Annotated in this window: 13 protein-coding genes and 1 pseudogene; 5 read left to right on the forward strand and 9 right to left on the reverse strand. The window is 75.4% G+C overall.

Annotated elements, in window-relative coordinates; all coding sequences use genetic code 11:
- Positions 1-2: 2 nt before the first annotated feature.
- The 5 genes from AB0E96_RS06250 to AB0E96_RS06270 form a co-directional block, all read right to left on the reverse strand.
- Positions 3-758: an isochorismatase family protein gene (locus tag AB0E96_RS06250; protein WP_359819192.1), complete on the reverse strand. Its 756-nt coding sequence runs from the start codon at positions 756-758 to the stop codon at positions 3-5.
- Between the two features lie 35 nt (positions 759-793).
- Positions 794-2,473, reverse strand: a complete 1,680-nt coding sequence (locus AB0E96_RS06255; RefSeq protein ID WP_359819195.1) for a (2,3-dihydroxybenzoyl)adenylate synthase — start codon at positions 2,471-2,473, stop codon at positions 794-796.
- On the reverse strand, positions 2,470-3,621 hold the full coding sequence (dhbC, locus tag AB0E96_RS06260) for an isochorismate synthase DhbC (RefSeq protein WP_359819230.1): 1,152 nt from the start codon (positions 3,619-3,621) through the stop codon (positions 2,470-2,472). The genes AB0E96_RS06255 and dhbC overlap by 4 nt, the downstream gene beginning before the upstream one ends.
- A gap of 235 nt (positions 3,622-3,856) precedes the next feature.
- Positions 3,857-4,639: a 2,3-dihydro-2,3-dihydroxybenzoate dehydrogenase gene (locus AB0E96_RS06265; protein ID WP_359819198.1), complete on the reverse strand. Its 783-nt coding sequence runs from the start codon at positions 4,637-4,639 to the stop codon at positions 3,857-3,859.
- 459 nt (positions 4,640-5,098) lie between these two features.
- Entirely contained in the window at positions 5,099-6,343 is a 1,245-nt protein-coding gene (locus AB0E96_RS06270) for a CapA family protein (RefSeq protein WP_359819200.1), read from the reverse strand.
- Between the two features lie 273 nt (positions 6,344-6,616).
- Between AB0E96_RS06270 and AB0E96_RS06275 the strand changes: the two genes are divergently transcribed.
- From AB0E96_RS06275 to AB0E96_RS06290, 4 genes are all read left to right on the forward strand, one after another.
- Positions 6,617-7,408, forward strand: a complete 792-nt coding sequence (locus AB0E96_RS06275; RefSeq protein ID WP_359819203.1) for a universal stress protein — start codon at positions 6,617-6,619, stop codon at positions 7,406-7,408.
- A gap of 138 nt (positions 7,409-7,546) precedes the next feature.
- Positions 7,547-8,821, forward strand: coding sequence for a M48 family metalloprotease (locus tag AB0E96_RS06280; RefSeq protein ID WP_359819206.1), 1,275 nt, complete (start codon positions 7,547-7,549; stop codon positions 8,819-8,821).
- Positions 8,822-8,851: 30 nt separating this feature from the next.
- Positions 8,852-9,274 (forward strand): MarR family transcriptional regulator, encoded by a 423-nt coding sequence (locus AB0E96_RS06285; RefSeq protein ID WP_359819208.1) that lies wholly within the window; start codon positions 8,852-8,854, stop codon positions 9,272-9,274.
- A gap of 171 nt (positions 9,275-9,445) precedes the next feature.
- The gene (locus AB0E96_RS06290; protein ID WP_359819211.1) at positions 9,446-10,639 is read left to right on the forward strand and encodes a PP2C family protein-serine/threonine phosphatase; all 1,194 of its coding nucleotides are present in this window, start codon (positions 9,446-9,448) and stop codon (positions 10,637-10,639) included.
- 411 nt (positions 10,640-11,050) lie between these two features.
- Here AB0E96_RS06290 and AB0E96_RS06295 read toward each other — a convergent pair whose 3' ends face one another.
- A complete protein-coding gene (locus AB0E96_RS06295) occupies positions 11,051-11,824 on the reverse strand; it encodes a GNAT family N-acetyltransferase (protein WP_359819214.1) in 774 nt (257 codons plus the stop codon).
- Between the two features lie 4 nt (positions 11,825-11,828).
- Entirely contained in the window at positions 11,829-12,368 is a 540-nt protein-coding gene (locus tag AB0E96_RS06300) for a MerR family transcriptional regulator (RefSeq protein ID WP_359819217.1), read from the reverse strand.
- A gap of 212 nt (positions 12,369-12,580) precedes the next feature.
- On the opposite strand from AB0E96_RS06300, the gene AB0E96_RS06305 reads away from it, so the two are divergent.
- The gene (locus AB0E96_RS06305) at positions 12,581-13,447 is read left to right on the forward strand and encodes an NAD(P)-binding domain-containing protein (RefSeq protein WP_359819220.1); all 867 of its coding nucleotides are present in this window, start codon (positions 12,581-12,583) and stop codon (positions 13,445-13,447) included.
- A 58-nt stretch (positions 13,448-13,505) separates the two neighbouring features.
- On the opposite strand, the gene AB0E96_RS06310 is transcribed toward AB0E96_RS06305, so the two are convergent.
- The gene (locus tag AB0E96_RS06310; RefSeq protein WP_359819223.1) at positions 13,506-14,294 is read right to left on the reverse strand and encodes an SDR family NAD(P)-dependent oxidoreductase; all 789 of its coding nucleotides are present in this window, start codon (positions 14,292-14,294) and stop codon (positions 13,506-13,508) included.
- A gap of 119 nt (positions 14,295-14,413) precedes the next feature.
- Positions 14,414-14,497: pseudogene (locus tag AB0E96_RS06315) on the reverse strand (cob(I)yrinic acid a c-diamide adenosyltransferase); the annotation flags it as partial.
- Positions 14,498-14,501: the final 4 nt, after the last annotated feature.

The following is a 14,501-nucleotide window of genomic DNA, read 5'->3' on the forward strand; positions in this document are numbered from 1 at the left end:
CGTCACTTGCCGCCCGCCTTCTCGAGTTCCGCACTCTCCGACACATCCTGGGCCTGCGACGCGCCCGAGGCCTCCGCCACGCCGGCCGCGGCCGGGGCCCCCGGGGCCGTTGCCGCCGCGGCCGAACCCAGCGCCGCGAGCACCGTCTCCGCCGTGTCGACCATCCCGCAGCGCCCGGCCACCCAGGCCAGCGCGCCGCGGTGCTCCTCCGGGCCGAAGTCGGCGACCGCGTCGGCCACCACGAAGGCCTGTACGTCCCGCATCCAGGCGTCGCAGGCGGTGGCCTGGACCCCGATGTGCGCGTACACGCCGGTGATCACCAGCTGGTCCCGCCCCTGCTCGCGCAGCAGCCGCTCCAGCTCGGTGCGCACGAAGGCGCTGTACTTCCACTTGGTGAGCACGGTGTCGCCCGGCTCCGGGGCGACGGCCCCGGCGATCGCGGTGGCCCGCGGGTCGTCGGGGATGCCCGGACCCCAGAAGTCCTGCTGCAGCCCGCGCTCGGCCGGGCTCTGCCCGCCGAGCTGCGCCGAGTACACGACGGGCACGCCGGCGGCCCGCGCCGCTCTGGCCAACGCCGCGACGTTGCCCAGGAGTTCGGGCACCGGAGCGGCTTCGGCGTCGAAGGCGTCCAGGAAGTGGTTCTGCAGGTCGTGCACCAACAGGACGGCGCGCGCCGGGTCGACCGTCCAGGCGACCCGGTTGGCGGGCAGCTCCTCGGCGGCGGGCATGGGATAGCGGGGAATGCGGGGCAGGCCCACGGTGGTGTTCCTTGTCTGGAGGGCGGGTCGGGGGATCAGCGGGCGGTCAGCGAGGCCGCGATCGCGGCGCGCAGATCCTTCTTGCTGACCTTCCCGATCCCGGTGGCGGGGAAGGCGGCGACGAACTCGACCCGGTCCGGCACCTTGTACTCGGCGAGCCCGCGCTGGCGCACGAACCGCTTCAACTCGACGCTCTTCGGGGGCTGTTCACGGTGTTCGGCACGCAGTACCACGTACGCGCAGGTGCGCTCGCCGAGGTACGGGTCGGGCATCGACACCACCGCCGCGTCGTGCACCGCGGGGTGCGCGAGCAGGTGGTTCTCGATCTCCTCGGCGGCGACCTTCTCCCCGCCCCGGTTGATCTGGTCCTTGGCCCGCCCCTCGACCACCAGGTGGCCGGTCGGGGTGCGCCGGACCAGGTCGCCGGTGCGGTAGAACCCGTCCGCGGTGAAGGAGTTCGCGTTGTGACCGGGCGCGTTCCAGTAGCCGCGGATGGTGTACGGGCCGCGCGTCAGCAGGTGGCCGGTGGTGCCGTCGGGCAGGTCCCGGTCCTGGTCGTCGACCACCCGGACCTCGTCGTCCGGCGAGATCGGCCGGCCCTGGGTGGTGGTGATCAGCTCCTCCGGGTCGTCCAGGCGGGTGTAGTTGACCAGGCCCTCCGCCATTCCGAACACCTGCTGGAGCGTGCAGCCCAGCGCCGGGCGCACCCTGCGGGCGGCCTCCTCGCTGAACTTGGCGCCGCCGACCAGCAGCACCTCCAGGCTCTCGTACCCGCGGGCACCGCGGTCGGCGGCGTCCAGCCAGAGCAGCGCGAGCGGCGGCACCAGCCCGGTGATGGTCACGCCCTCGCGCTCGATCAGCGGGAAGGCCGTCTCCGGGGCGGGCTGCGGGCAGAGCACGACCCGGCCGCCGGCGTACAGCGTGCCGAGCGAACCCGGTGAGCTGAGCGGGAAGTTGTGGGCGACGGGCAGCACGCACAGGTACACGCTGTCCGGATCCTGCCCGCACAGCTCGACCGAGCCGCGCAGCGAGTAGATGTAGTCGTCGTGGGTGCGCGGGATCAGCTTCGGTACGCCGGTGCTGCCGCCGGAGAGCTGGAGGAAGGCGACGTCGCCCGGGCCGGGCTCCCCGCCGAAGGCCTCCGGGCCGGGGCCGTCGCAGGGCACGTCGGCGAGCCTGATGTGCTCCCCGGGGTCCTCTCCGGCCACCAGCACCAGCCGCAACGCGGGGTTCTCCGCCCGCACCCGGGTGGCGAGTTCGCGGTAGTCGAAGCCGCCCTCGACGGCCGGCACCACGTACGCCGCCGCCTCGGTGAAGGAGCAGAAGTGCCCGATCTCGGCGTACCGGTGGGCGGGCAGCGCGAACACCGGCAGCGCGCCGATCCGGAACAGCGCGAAGACGACCTCGAAGAACTCGGCGGCGTTGGGCAGTTGGACCACCACGCGGTCCCCGGCCCGGATGCCCCGGGCCAGCAGTCCGGCGGCCATCCGGTCGGCCCTGCGGTCGAGTTCGGCGTACGTCCAGCGCCGCTCGGTCGCCGCCACCGCGTGGCCGCCCGGGTCGACGACCGCGGTCCGCTCGCCGTGTGCGGCGGCGCGTTCGCGCAGCATCCGTCCGAAGGTCTCGCCGCGCCAGTACCCGGCCGCCCGGTAGCGCTCGGCGAACTCGGCGGGGTACGGGGTGAAGCCCGCCCGGACGGTCTCCAGCGGCGTCACCGGGCCACCCCCGCGGCGTCCAGGAAGGTGCGGAACTTGGCGCTGGTCTCGGCGAGTTCGGCCTCCGGCCGGGACTGCTCGACCACGCCCGCGCCGGCGTACACCCGCAGCGTCCGCTCCTCCGCCTCGGCGCAGCGGATGGTCACCACCCACTCGCCGTCACCGGTCGCGTCCTCCCAGCCGACCATACCGGTGTAGAGGCCCCGGTCGAAGGGCTCGACCTCGCCGATCACCCGGCGCGCGACGTCCGTCGGCGTACCGCAGACGGCCGGGGTGGGGTGCAGCGCACAGGCCAGTTCCAGGGCGGAGACCGCCGGGTCGGCCAGCTCGCCGCGGATCGTGGTGGCCAGGTGCCACATCGCGGCCGTCCGCACCAGCGTGGGCCGTTCGGGCACCTCCAGGGTGCGGCAGTACGGCGCCAGCGCCTCCCGGATGGCGTCGACCACGACGGCGTGCTCATGCAGGTCCTTGGGCGACTCCAGCAGCGTGGCGGCGCGCCGGACGTCCTCGCCGAGGTCCTCGCTGCGCGGCACGGAACCGGCCAACGGGTTGGCCAGGACGGCCGTTCCCCGCCGGGAGAGCAGGAGTTCGGGGCTGGCACCGATCAGGGTGCGGCCGCCGCCGGACGGGACGGCGAAGGTGTAGCCACCCGGGTCGCGGCGGGCCAGCCGCTGCAGGATCGCGGGCAGGTCGAGCGGCTCGGCGGCGCTCAGCTCCAGTGTCCGGGCCAGCACCACCTTGCTCAACTCCCCACCGCGCAGCCGCTCGACGGCTGCGGCGACGCCCGCCCCGTAGGCCTCCGGCGCGGGCACCGGTCGGATCCGCCACTCGACCCGCTCGGCCTGCGGCGCGGGGAGGGCGATGAGCGGGTCGTCGCGCAGCGCCCCGGCGGTGCGGACCCGGGCGGGGACGGCGAGTTCGACCCGGCTGTCCCGGTCGAACGCCACCGCGCCGACCACCAGCGGCCGTTCGACCCCGGCCCGGCCGGCCTCGGCCAGCGTCTCGGCGACCCGTACCGGCAGCGGCCGCCCGTCCTGCGGCACCCGGGCGTGCACGCCGGAGCCGAGCAGGGTGCGGGTCGGCGAGGCGAAGAACGCCTCGTCGGAGCCGGCCCGGTACTGGCCGAGCAGTCCGCTGGCCGCGCCGATGACGGCATGGTCCGGGCCCTCGGCGAGGGCGGTCGCCGAGGCGTCGGGCCCGGCGGGTATCGGCCCGGCAGGGGCGTGGTGCACCGTGGTCACGGCGGTTTCTCCAGTCTGGGACGGTTCTGCGGGAGGACGGGCAAGGGCGGACGGACGGGGGCGGACGAACGGAGGCGAACCTGCGGGGACGGACCTGCGAGGACGGACCTGCGAGGACGGGCGGAACGGCCCGCGACCGGGCTCAGGCGCGCAGGGTCGCGCCGCCGTCGACGTACAGGTCGTGCATGGTGATGTGCCGCGCCCGGTCGGAGGCCAGGAACACCACCGCCTCCGCGATATCGGCGGGCGCGGCGATCCGCCCGAGCGGGATGCCGACCCGCCAGGCCCCCAAGTCGCCCTCGATCACGCGGCGTTCGGATGCCTCGGCGTCCTCGCCCCACAGGGCGCGCTGCATCTCGGTGTCGGTCGAGCCCGGCGACACCACGTTGCACCGCACTCCGGAGCGGGCGAGCTCCAGCCCCAGGCAGCGGGTGAACATGGTGGCCGCCGCCTTGGACGCCGCGTAGGCGGCCATTCCGGCCCGCGGCACCCCGGCGGCGTTGGACCCGACGGTCACGATCGATCCGCGCCCACGGGCCGCCATCCGGCGGCCGGCGGCACGGCTGGTGTGGAAGACACCGGTGGTGTTGACCGCGAAGGTGTCCGCCCAGTCCCCGTCGGTGAGTTCGACGACCGGAGCGGTTCGCAGGATCCCCGCGACGTTCACCAGCACGGCGATCGGGCCGAGTTGGTCCTCGATCGACGCGACCACGCCGTCCACGGCCCGGGCGTCGGAGACGTCCAGCACGTACGGACGCACGGTCGGCAGCTCGGCCACCAGGGCGTCGAGCCCGCCGGGACTGCGGTCCACCGCCGCGACGACGGCGCCTTCGGCCACCAGCGCCCGCACCACGGCCGCGCCGATGCCCTGCCCGGCCCCGGTGACCATCGCGACGGCACCGGCGAATTCGGACTGTTGCTGCACAGGACATCCCCTCCGACCAGCAAGATTAGGCAAGCCTAACCTAACACAGCTGTTCGCCTGCGCCGAGCGTCTGTACGGACGTCAACTCGCTCCCCGCGTCCCGCAAGGCCCGCGACAGACCCTCGCGACCGAAACCCACCCCCCCTCGACACGACGAGGCCGCCCGGCCCGGTGGGGCGGACGGCCTCGGTGTCCCGCGGCGTGGGGGGCGCGGCCGTGGTCGGCCGGCCATGAACGGTCGGGGAGGGGCGTGGACGGGGGCTGCCGCCTGCGGGTGGACAGCAGAACAGCAGGGCGGCATCGATGCGGCCCCCGGCAGAGCGCAGCCGGAGGGCACAACACGGGGCCGGCACGAAGGCCCGGCACGAAGGCCCGGCACGAGGGCCCGGCACGGGGGCACGTCAGGAGCGCCCGACGGAGAGGACGCGGCCGGGCACTCCCACCGACCGGCGGGAATTCCTAGCGAGAGGCCGCGGGGGTCGCCGGGGCCTTGGCGGGACCTGACGGGGACTTCGCGGGAGGCGTGGAGGCGGGGGCCGTGGCCGCCGGAGCCGTCGAACCGCCGGCGGGAGCGGCCGGGGCGCCGGGCGGCGGGGTGAGGCCGGTGCAGCCGCGCAGGCCGTCGCGGCGCTTGAGGGCGGCTTCGGCGGTGGCGCCGGTGACCGGCTCCGGGATGCCCTTGTCGTCGATGGTGGCCGGGGCGAAGGCCTCGCCGGTCACCTTGCCGTCGGCGGTGAGGGTGAGGGTGGTGACCCCGGTCTCGTTGGAGTTGGGGTAGTTGGAGGTGCCGTACCAGAGGAAGTTGCCGAAGCCGTACCCGATGTAGGTGTTGCCGAGCATGCCCGAGCCGACCATGGTGTGCGCATGGGTGCCGACCACGGCGGTGGCGCCGGCGGCGGCGAGCTTCTTGGCGATGGTGGTCTGCGGGCCGGTCGGGCAGGCCTTGCCCTCGTCGCCCCAGTGCAGGTAGACGAGCACCACCGGCGCCTGTTGCTTCGCCGTCTCCACCGCCTTGACCAGCGCCGGGACGTCCAGCGCCGAGGCGATGCCCGGCTTGGTGGCGCCGGCCCGCCACTTCTGGTTGGTGATGTCCTCGACCTGGCTGGCGGCGACCACCGCGACCTTCACCCCGCGCACGGTGGTGACGTACGGGGCGTACGCCTCCTTGGCGTTGCGCCCGACGCCGACCACCGGGATCGGCGAGGAGTCCTTGGCGGCGAGGGTGTCGGTGAGGCCGTCGGCGCCGAAGTCCACGGCGTGGTTGTTGGCCATCGAGACGACGTCGACGCCCGAGTCCTTGAGCACCGACAGCGCCTTGGGCGAGGTGCGGAAGGTGTAGGTCTTCGGCTCCGGGGCGCCGCGCCCGGTGATCGCGGTCTCCAGGTTGAGGACGGACAGGTCGGCGTCGGCGAGGGTGCGGGAGATCGGGCCGAGCGCCGACTCGGGGGCCTGGACGGCCAGCCGGGCCTCGGTGCGGCCCTCGAAGTGGACGTCCCCGGCGAAGGCGACGGTGATGGTGCCGTCGGGCCGGGGCGGGGCGCTCTTGCCGGGCACCGTTCCGGAGGGCGAGCCGCTCGGTGCCGAGGAGGTGCCCGGCGGGACGGGGGCGGCGGAGGCCGGGGCCGGTTCGGGGTCGTCCGGCCCGCAGGCGGCGACGGCGGTCAGTCCGACGAACAGCGCGACGGCGGCCGCGGCACGACGCATGAGTGGATCCCCCCGAGGATGATGCGAGAACGATCAGACTACGCCACCGAATCACCACCACCTGGACCCGATCCCGCAACATTCCGGCCACAAAGGCCGACTGCCCCGACCCTGGCGTCGACGGACGTACGTGCCCCGGCCGGCGGCCACTTGGCCTGTCCGGCCGGATCCTCCCGGCCGACCCGGCCACCACGTCCCTGGCGCGGAGGAGGCGGAGCGCGCAGCGTGGTGTACGGGGTGCGAGTTCCGCGCGGGCCGGGAGGTGTTGACGTGATGGGCAGCAACCAGCTCTCCGCCGAGGGCGCCTCGTCCGGGGGCCGGAGGCCGCCGGCGCGGGATCGCCGGATCGTGGTCGGGATCGACGGCTCGCCCCCCTCGAAGGCGGCCCTGCGCTGGGCGGTCGGCCAGGCCGTGCTGACCGGGGCGACGGTGCACGCGGTGGCGGCCTGGGAGTACCCCTCGCTCTACGGGTGGTTCGCGCCGATGGTGGACGACGGCTTCGAGCGGACCGCCCGCCGCACGCTGAGCGCCGAGATCAACGAGATCCTCGGACCCGACCGCCCGGTGGAGGTCCGGGAGAGCCTGGTGCTGGGCCACGCCGCCGAGGTGCTGCTGGAGGCGGCCGCCGGGGCCGATCTGTTGGTGCTGGGCAGCCGCGGCCGGGGCACCTTCGCCCGGACGCTGCTCGGCTCGGTGTCCACCCGCTGCGCGGTGCACGGGGCCTGCCCGGTGGTGATCGTCCGCGCCGACGGGACGGCCACCGCCCCGCCACAGGCCGTGACCGCGGCCTCCGGGGCCGAACGGCAGGCCTCCGGGGCCGTGCGCACCAAGGACTGGCAGCTCAGCCTGCACGTGGTCGAGGACGAGGACACCACCCGGGTGCACGCCGTGCTGGACGCCGACGGCAACGTGCTGCACAGCGACACCCGCTCCCGCCGCAACCCGCACGACGACCCCGCCCCGGAGGTGGGCGACGAGTTCGCCGTCGGCCGCGCCCTGGTGGACCTGGGCCACCAGTTGCTGCGCGCCGGCGTCCACGGCGCCACCGGGTCCGTGCAGGAGTGAACCCCGCCCCCGGAGCGGGAGACGACCAACCGTGTGGGCACCCACCGGCCGGGTACGCCATGCTGAATCACCGCTGACCCCCGCCGAACCGTCGCCCCCGCCCCTCTCGCGACCCGACCGGAAGAGCCGTTCCCCGCCATGGACCCCACCCCGCCCCCTGCGGACTCGACCCCCACACCGGCCCCCACGCCGACCCCCGCCCCGGCCCCCGCCCCGGACCTCACGCCGGACCCCGCGCCGGACTTCACCCCCGACGAGCGCGCCCGGGGCCGCGCGCTGCGCCGCGCGCAGTCACCGTGGGCGCTGGGCGGTCGGGCGGCGGGCCTGGCACTCACCCTGCTGCTCGGCCTCACCCCGGCCGGCGCCGCGCTGGTGACCTCGGTCGGCGGCTGGTTCGGCGGCTCCCGGCCGGCTGAAGTGTTGGCCGGCGCGGCGGCCCTGGTGCTGCTCGGCCAGGCGCTGCAGCTGCCGTTCGGCGCCGGGGCGCGGACCGTCCGGACCCGGTACGGGCTGGTGACCCAGGGCTGGGCCGGTTGGGCGCTGGACGCGGCGCGCGGCCTCGCGCTGACCCTCGTCCTCGTCCTCCCGCTCGCGCTCGGGCTGTTCGCGCTGACCGCCTGGTCGCCGCGGTACTGGTGGCTGCCGGGGGCGGGCGCGGCGGCCCTGTTGACGGCCGCGCTCTCCTTTCTGCACCCGCTGCTGATCGAGCCGGTGTTCAACCGCTTCTCCTCCATGCCCCGAGGCGAGCTGCGGACCGCGCTGCTGGCGCTGGCCGAGCGGGACAAGGTCCCGGTCCGGGACGTCCTGGTGGCGGACGCCTCCCGCCGCACCACCGCGCTGAACGCCTACGTCTCCGGGTTCGGGGCGACCCGCCGGATCGTCGCGTACGACACGCTGCTGACCACCGCCGAGCCGCGCGAGGTGGAGCTGGTGGTCGCGCACGAGCTGGGCCACGTCAAGCACCGGGACGTGCCGGTCGGTACCGCGATGGGCGCGGTCGGCGCGGCCGTCGCGGTGGCCGTCCTCGGCCTGCTCGCCGACTGGCGACCGCTGCTGGACGCCGCCGGGGTGTCGGATGCCGCCGACGCCCGGGCGCTGCCGTTGCTGGCGGCGCTCGCGGCGCTGCTGAGCGCCCTCTCGGGGCCGCTGCAGTGCGCGGTGAGCCGCCGGATCGAGGCCAGGGCGGACCGGCACGCCCTCGAACTGACCGGGGATGTCGAGCAGTTCGTGGCGATGCAGCGCAGACTGGCCGTGGCGAACGTCTCCGATGTCGACCCGCCGAGGCTGCTTGAGCTACTGTTCGCCACTCACCCGAGTGCGACCCGCCGGATCGCCGCCGCCCGCGCCTGGCGGGCCGCGCCGGCGCAGCGGGCATCGGAGCGGCGTGGAACCCCGGGCAAATCCGTTGTATAGTGCAACAAATATCGAGGAGGTAGGAACGCCGTGCCCGGCCGTCAGTCGTCCATCGAGACCATCCAGCGCGAGCTGACCGCCTTCGCCCGCCGCGCCCGGCACAAGGCCTCCCAGCTGCACCCCGACCTCTCCCTGGTCACCTACAGCATCCTCGACCTGATCACCGAGCGGGGCGGCTGCCGGGCCGCCGACGTGGCGGCGCACTTCATGCTCGACAAGTCCACCGTCAGTCGGCAGGTCACCGCGCTGGAGAAGCTCGGCCTGCTGGCCCGCGAGACCGACCCGGACGACCAGCGCGGCCAGATCCTGCGCGCCACCGGAGCCGGACTCACGCTGCTGCAGGACGCCAACGAGCAGCGCCGGCTCTCCTTCACCGCACGCTTCACCGACTGGTCCGACGAGGACGTCGCCCGCTTCGCCGACTACCTGGCCCGCTACGGCCAGGAGGGCTGACCGAGCGGACCGGACGGCTCGCTCCGACCCGACCGGCCCCGGCCGACCCGGACCGATCGGAACGCGGCCCGGAGCACGGACCGGCCCCTCCGGGTGCGCCCCGCCGCTTCCACGGTGTACAGAGGAGGAGTGCCCCTCCGGCAGCGTCCCGATGCGCCGCACCCGCCGCCCGTGCCGCATCCCCCCGACCGCCGCCGCGCCTGGCGGCCCGACCGCCGGGTGCTGACGGCGCTGACGCTCGCGCTCATCGTCGTGATCGCCGTCGTCGACGTCCTGTCCCCGCCCGACATCCACCTCGGCCCGCTGCTGATCGTCGCCCCCGCCCTCACCGCCTCCTTCGCCGGGCCCCGGGCCACCGCCGGGGTCGCCGTGCTCGCGTTCGCCGCGCTGACCGCCATCGGCGCCGTGCGCGAGAACCTGACCAGCGCGAACATCGAAACCCAGCTGAGCGCGCAACTGATCGTCTCGGTGCTGATCGTCGGCCTGCGGGTACTGCGCGAGCGGCACGAGCGCGAACTGGCCCGGGTGCGCTCGGTGTCCGAGGCCGCCCAGCGGGTGCTGCTGCGCCCGCTGCCGGAGCGGATCGGACCGCTGCACCTGGCCTCCGTCTACCTGGCCGCCGAGGCCGAGGCACAGGTCGGCGGCGACCTGTACGCGGCCGCCCGCACCGCCACCGGCACCCGGCTGCTGGTCGGCGACGTGCGCGGCAAGGGCCTGTCCTCGCTCGGCGACGCGGCCCTGCTTCTCGGCGCCTTCCGCGCCGCCGCCCACCTGCACGCCGAGCTGCCGGACCTGGCCGCCTACCTGGACGGCAGCGTCAGCTGGGACCTCGCCCAGCTCGCCGAGCAGTCCCGCCGGGAACGACAGAACCGGCGGGAACGCCGGGACCGGCAGGCGCTGTCCGCACTGCCGTTCCCTCCACCGGAGGAGCCCCCCGAGGAGAGCGGCGAGGCCGGCGAGTCCTTCATCACCGCCGTCCTGCTCGACATCCCCGACGACGGCTCCCCCGTCCGCCTGATCGACTGCGGCCACCCGCCCCCGCTGCTGCTGCGCCCCGACGGCATCACCGCAATCGCCGCCCGCCGGCCCGCCCCGCCACTGGGCCTCGGCGAGCTCGCACCGGTGCGGTACGAGACGGAGACCTTCCCGTTCCGGCCCGGCGACCGGCTGCTGATCTACACCGACGGCGTGATCGAGGCCCGCGACGCCCAGCGGCGCTTCTACCCGCTCACCGAACGCGTCACCGCCTGGCGTGCCGAGCGCCCGACCGCCCTGCTCCACCGCCTGCGCCAGGACCTGCTCGCCCACGTCGACGGCCGGCTGGACGACGACGCGGCCATGGTCGTGGTCGAGCGGCTGCCCTGAGGGCGGCCCGACCCCGTACGGCCGCCGGCGGCGGCGATCGGGGTGCCGTTCCGGGACGCCCCCGACTGGACCGCCGCCCGCGACACCGACCCCGACCCCGACACCGACACCGGGACCGGGACCGGGACCGGGACCGGGACCGGCGTGATCGATCCTCGGACGGCGGATGTCGGACATGCCGGGCTCCTTCCCGGGGGCCCGGACGGCCCCCGCTCGCGGTGTCCCCACAGTGACCCCGGCAGCCCCTCCCGCACATGTACCGAACGGCACAACCCGGGCGAGGACACACCTGAGTCCCCCTGCCGATCGGCAGGGGGACTCGGCGGCACGCCGCCCCGACAGGCACTGCGGCCCCGGCGCCACGACACTGCGCCACAACCCGGCGCTACGGCCCGGTGCCACGACCCGGTGCTACGGCCGGCGGAGGTACGCCGTCGTCGTGCTCACCCAGGCGAAGCCGAGGCGCTGGAGGATGGGCCGGCTCTGGTCGCTCGCGTCCACCTGGAGGTACTCGTAGCCGAGTTCGGCCGCGAGACGGGCGCGGTGGGCGACGAGGGCGCGGTAGATGCCCCTGCCGCGCCACTCCGGCACGGTGCCGCCGCCCCACAGACCGGCGAACCCGGTGCCCGGGACCAGCTCCATCCGCGCACCGCTGACCGGCCGGTCACCGGCCATCGCGACGACCATGCTGACCGTCGAGCCGCCCTGCCGCAGGTGGTCCACCATCCGCTCGCGCAGGTTGGGGTTCTCGGAGCCGAAGGCCTGGACGTGGGCTTCCATCATCAGGTCCACCCCGGCCGGATCGGTCACGGGGAGCAGCCGGACACCCTCGGGCAGGGCCGCTCCGGTGGGCAGGTCCGCGATCCGGGCGATCATCAGCGCCTCGTCCGGCTCCGGGGTGAAGCCCGCCGCCAGCAGCCGGGCGCCGAGGTCGGCGGGGCGGTCGTGGGAGTAGGCCTTCCACTCGAACTCCAGCCCCAGCCCGGCGAAGTGGCGCACCTGTGCGGCGATCGCCGCGTCCGCCCCGGCCTCGTCCAGTCCGGACCAGACCACGCCGTTCCAGCTGTGCTCCGAACCCACCTGCCGGAGCACGGCGCCGTCGCGCTCGACGCGGCAGCCCGGGTCGGGCGGCGCGTTGCGCCGGAGCCGGTCGTCGAACAGGGCGAGCACCTCATCATGATCCATCCGCTCACTCCAGCACGGCCCGGGATCGCGCGCCATCGAGTTTCCGCGCCACCGCGCGCGGGCGGCGGGCCCCGGCGGGTGCGGAACCCGCGACCGGGCCCCGCGCACCCTGCCCCTCCACGCCCCTTTCCGTCTCCCGGTCCCCCTCCGGCGCGCCCGCGCCCAGGGAGCCGGACCGGATCGCGTCCCCCGGCGCCTCCGCGCCCATGACGGCGTCCAGCAGTGCCCGGGCCCCGGCCAGTTCGTTCATCCGCCGGGTGATCCGGGCACGCTCCTCGGCCAGGCCGGCCAGCAGCTCGGGGCAGGTCGGGCCGGGTCGGCGCTGCCCGGGGAGCGGCAGACCGCGCAGGACCTCGCCGACCGCGGCGCTGTTGAGGCCCGCCGCGAGGAGGGTGCGGATGCCCCGGACGGTGTCCACGTCCCGTTCGTCGTACTCACGGTAGCCGCTGGGGCGCCGCTCGGGCGCGAGCAGTCCCTGTTCCTCGTAGTAGCGCAGGGCGCGCGGGGTGACCCCGGCGCGCCGGGCGAGCTCTCCGATCCGCATGCGCGGTTCCTCCTGTCACGGCGGGTCCGAACGGTGTGTCCGGACGGCAGGACCAGCCGAGCGGCACGGCCGGGCGGACGCCCCCACCCGGCGGCCGGGCCGCCCGGACGGCGCCGCCCGTCTTGACCCTGCCGCCGACGTGAAGGTCTAGCGTGAACGCCGTGCCGAACCAAGGATCTTCCTCAACCCCATCTTCCCCCAACGGCGTTGCCGTGCTGGGCCTGGGCCCGATGGGCCGGGCGCTGGCCCGGGCGCTGCTGTCCGCGGGCCATCCGGTCACCGTGTGGAACCGCACGCCGGGCCGGGACGCCGAGCCGCTCGCCCTCGGCGCGCGGTCGGCCGGGAGCCCTGCCGAGGCGGTGGCGGGCGCCCCGCTCGTCCTGCTCTGCGTCCGCGACCAGCCCGCCGCCCGGGCCGTGCTGGAGGCCGCCGGATCCGCGCTGCGCGGCCGGACCGTCGTCAACGCCACCTCGATCGCACCGGACGACGCGCGGGCGAACGCCGCCCACGCCGGGGCCGGCGGCTTCCGCCTCCTGAACGCCGCGATCGCCTCCCCGACCCCGACCATCGGCCGCCCGGAGGGAACCGTCCTGCTGAGCGGCGACCCCGAGCTCCTCGCCGCGCACCGGACGACGCTCCGGGCGTTGGGCACCGTGCACCACGTGGGCGCGGAACCGGGCCGGGCGGCGGCCTTCGACGCAGCCCTGCTCGACCTGTTCTGGACCACCGCCCACGGATACCTGCACGCCCTGGCGCTGGCCCGCGCCGAGGGCATCAGCGGCGCCGAACTGGCGCCGTTCGCCCAGGGGTTGCCACGCCTGCTGCCACCGCTGATAGACGGCTTCGCGCGGCAGGCGGACGACCGGAGCCACCCGGGCGACCGGAGCAGCATCGTCTCCGCCGAGGCCGGGCTGGCGCACGTCGCGCACACCGCCCGGGCGCGCGGGCTGGACACCTCCGTGCTGGACGCGGCGCTCGCGCTCACCCGGCGCGCGGTCGCGGCCGGACACGGGCCGGACGGGGTGTCCGCCCTCGTCGAGCTGCTCACCGGCGAGCCGGGCGGCCGGGCCCCCGAGTAGCCGGGCGCCGGGCAGCCGGAGCGCCGGGCAGCGGACCACCGCCGCGGGGCCGGGCCGGCTACTGCGCCAGGTACCCGCCGTCCACCGGCAGCACCACCCCGGTGACGAAGGACGCGTCGTCGGAGGCGAGGAAGAGGACGGCCGAGGCGACCTCGGCCGGGGCGCCGAGCCGCCCCAGCGGGTGCAGCTTCTCGATCGCCGCGAGGTACTCGGTGCCACCGGGCTCGTCGTGCAGCCGGGCGACCCGCTCGGTGGTGATGGTGCCGGGGGCCACGGCGTTGACCCGGATCCCGCGGCCGGCCCACTCGACGGCGAGGTGCTTGGTGAGGCCGGAGGCGACGAACTTGGCGGGCCCGTACACCGCCTGGCCGGGCTGGCCGGCCTCACCGGAGATGGAGGACAGACAGACGATCGAGCCGCCCGGCCGGTCCTGCGCGGTCATCGCCTCGATCGCGTACTTGCAGGTGAGGAACATGCCGCGGCCGTCCACCGCCATCACGTGGTCCCAGTCCTCGGCGGTGGCCTCGGTGATGTCCATCAGCGGGATGATCCCGGCGTTGGCCACCAGTACGTCCAGCCGCCCGTGCCGTTCTACGGCTGCCGCCACCATCCGGCGGGCGTCCTCGTCCCGGGACACGTCGCCGACCACCGTGCTGACGGCGCCCGGAAACCGTTCGGCCAGCCGGTCCAGCCCGGCCTCGTTCACGTCGGTGGCGACCACCGACGCGCCCTCCCGGACGAAGCGTTCGGCGACGGCCCGCCCGATGCCGCTGGCCGCGCCCGTCACCACGCAGGAACGGCCGGCCAGCCGCCCGCCCTCGGGGGTTCCCGCGCTCACAGTCACCATGGCGCGACTCTACCCAGCGGGCACGAGGGCGTCGGGGAGCTCCGGACCGGTGCGCCGGATCCGACCGGTCGTCGGCTCAAAAGCGGCCCGGAGCGGGGCGGAGCAGGCCGGAGCGGCCCCGTCTTGCTGGTCCGGCTCATGTCGCCGAGCGCGGTGGTGCCGTCATCGCCGGTACGGGTGTAGATGCGCGTCAGATTGACCATGCGG

The organism is Kitasatospora sp. NPDC036755, assembly GCF_040636595.1.
Lineage (GTDB): Bacteria > Actinomycetota > Actinomycetes > Streptomycetales > Streptomycetaceae > Kitasatospora.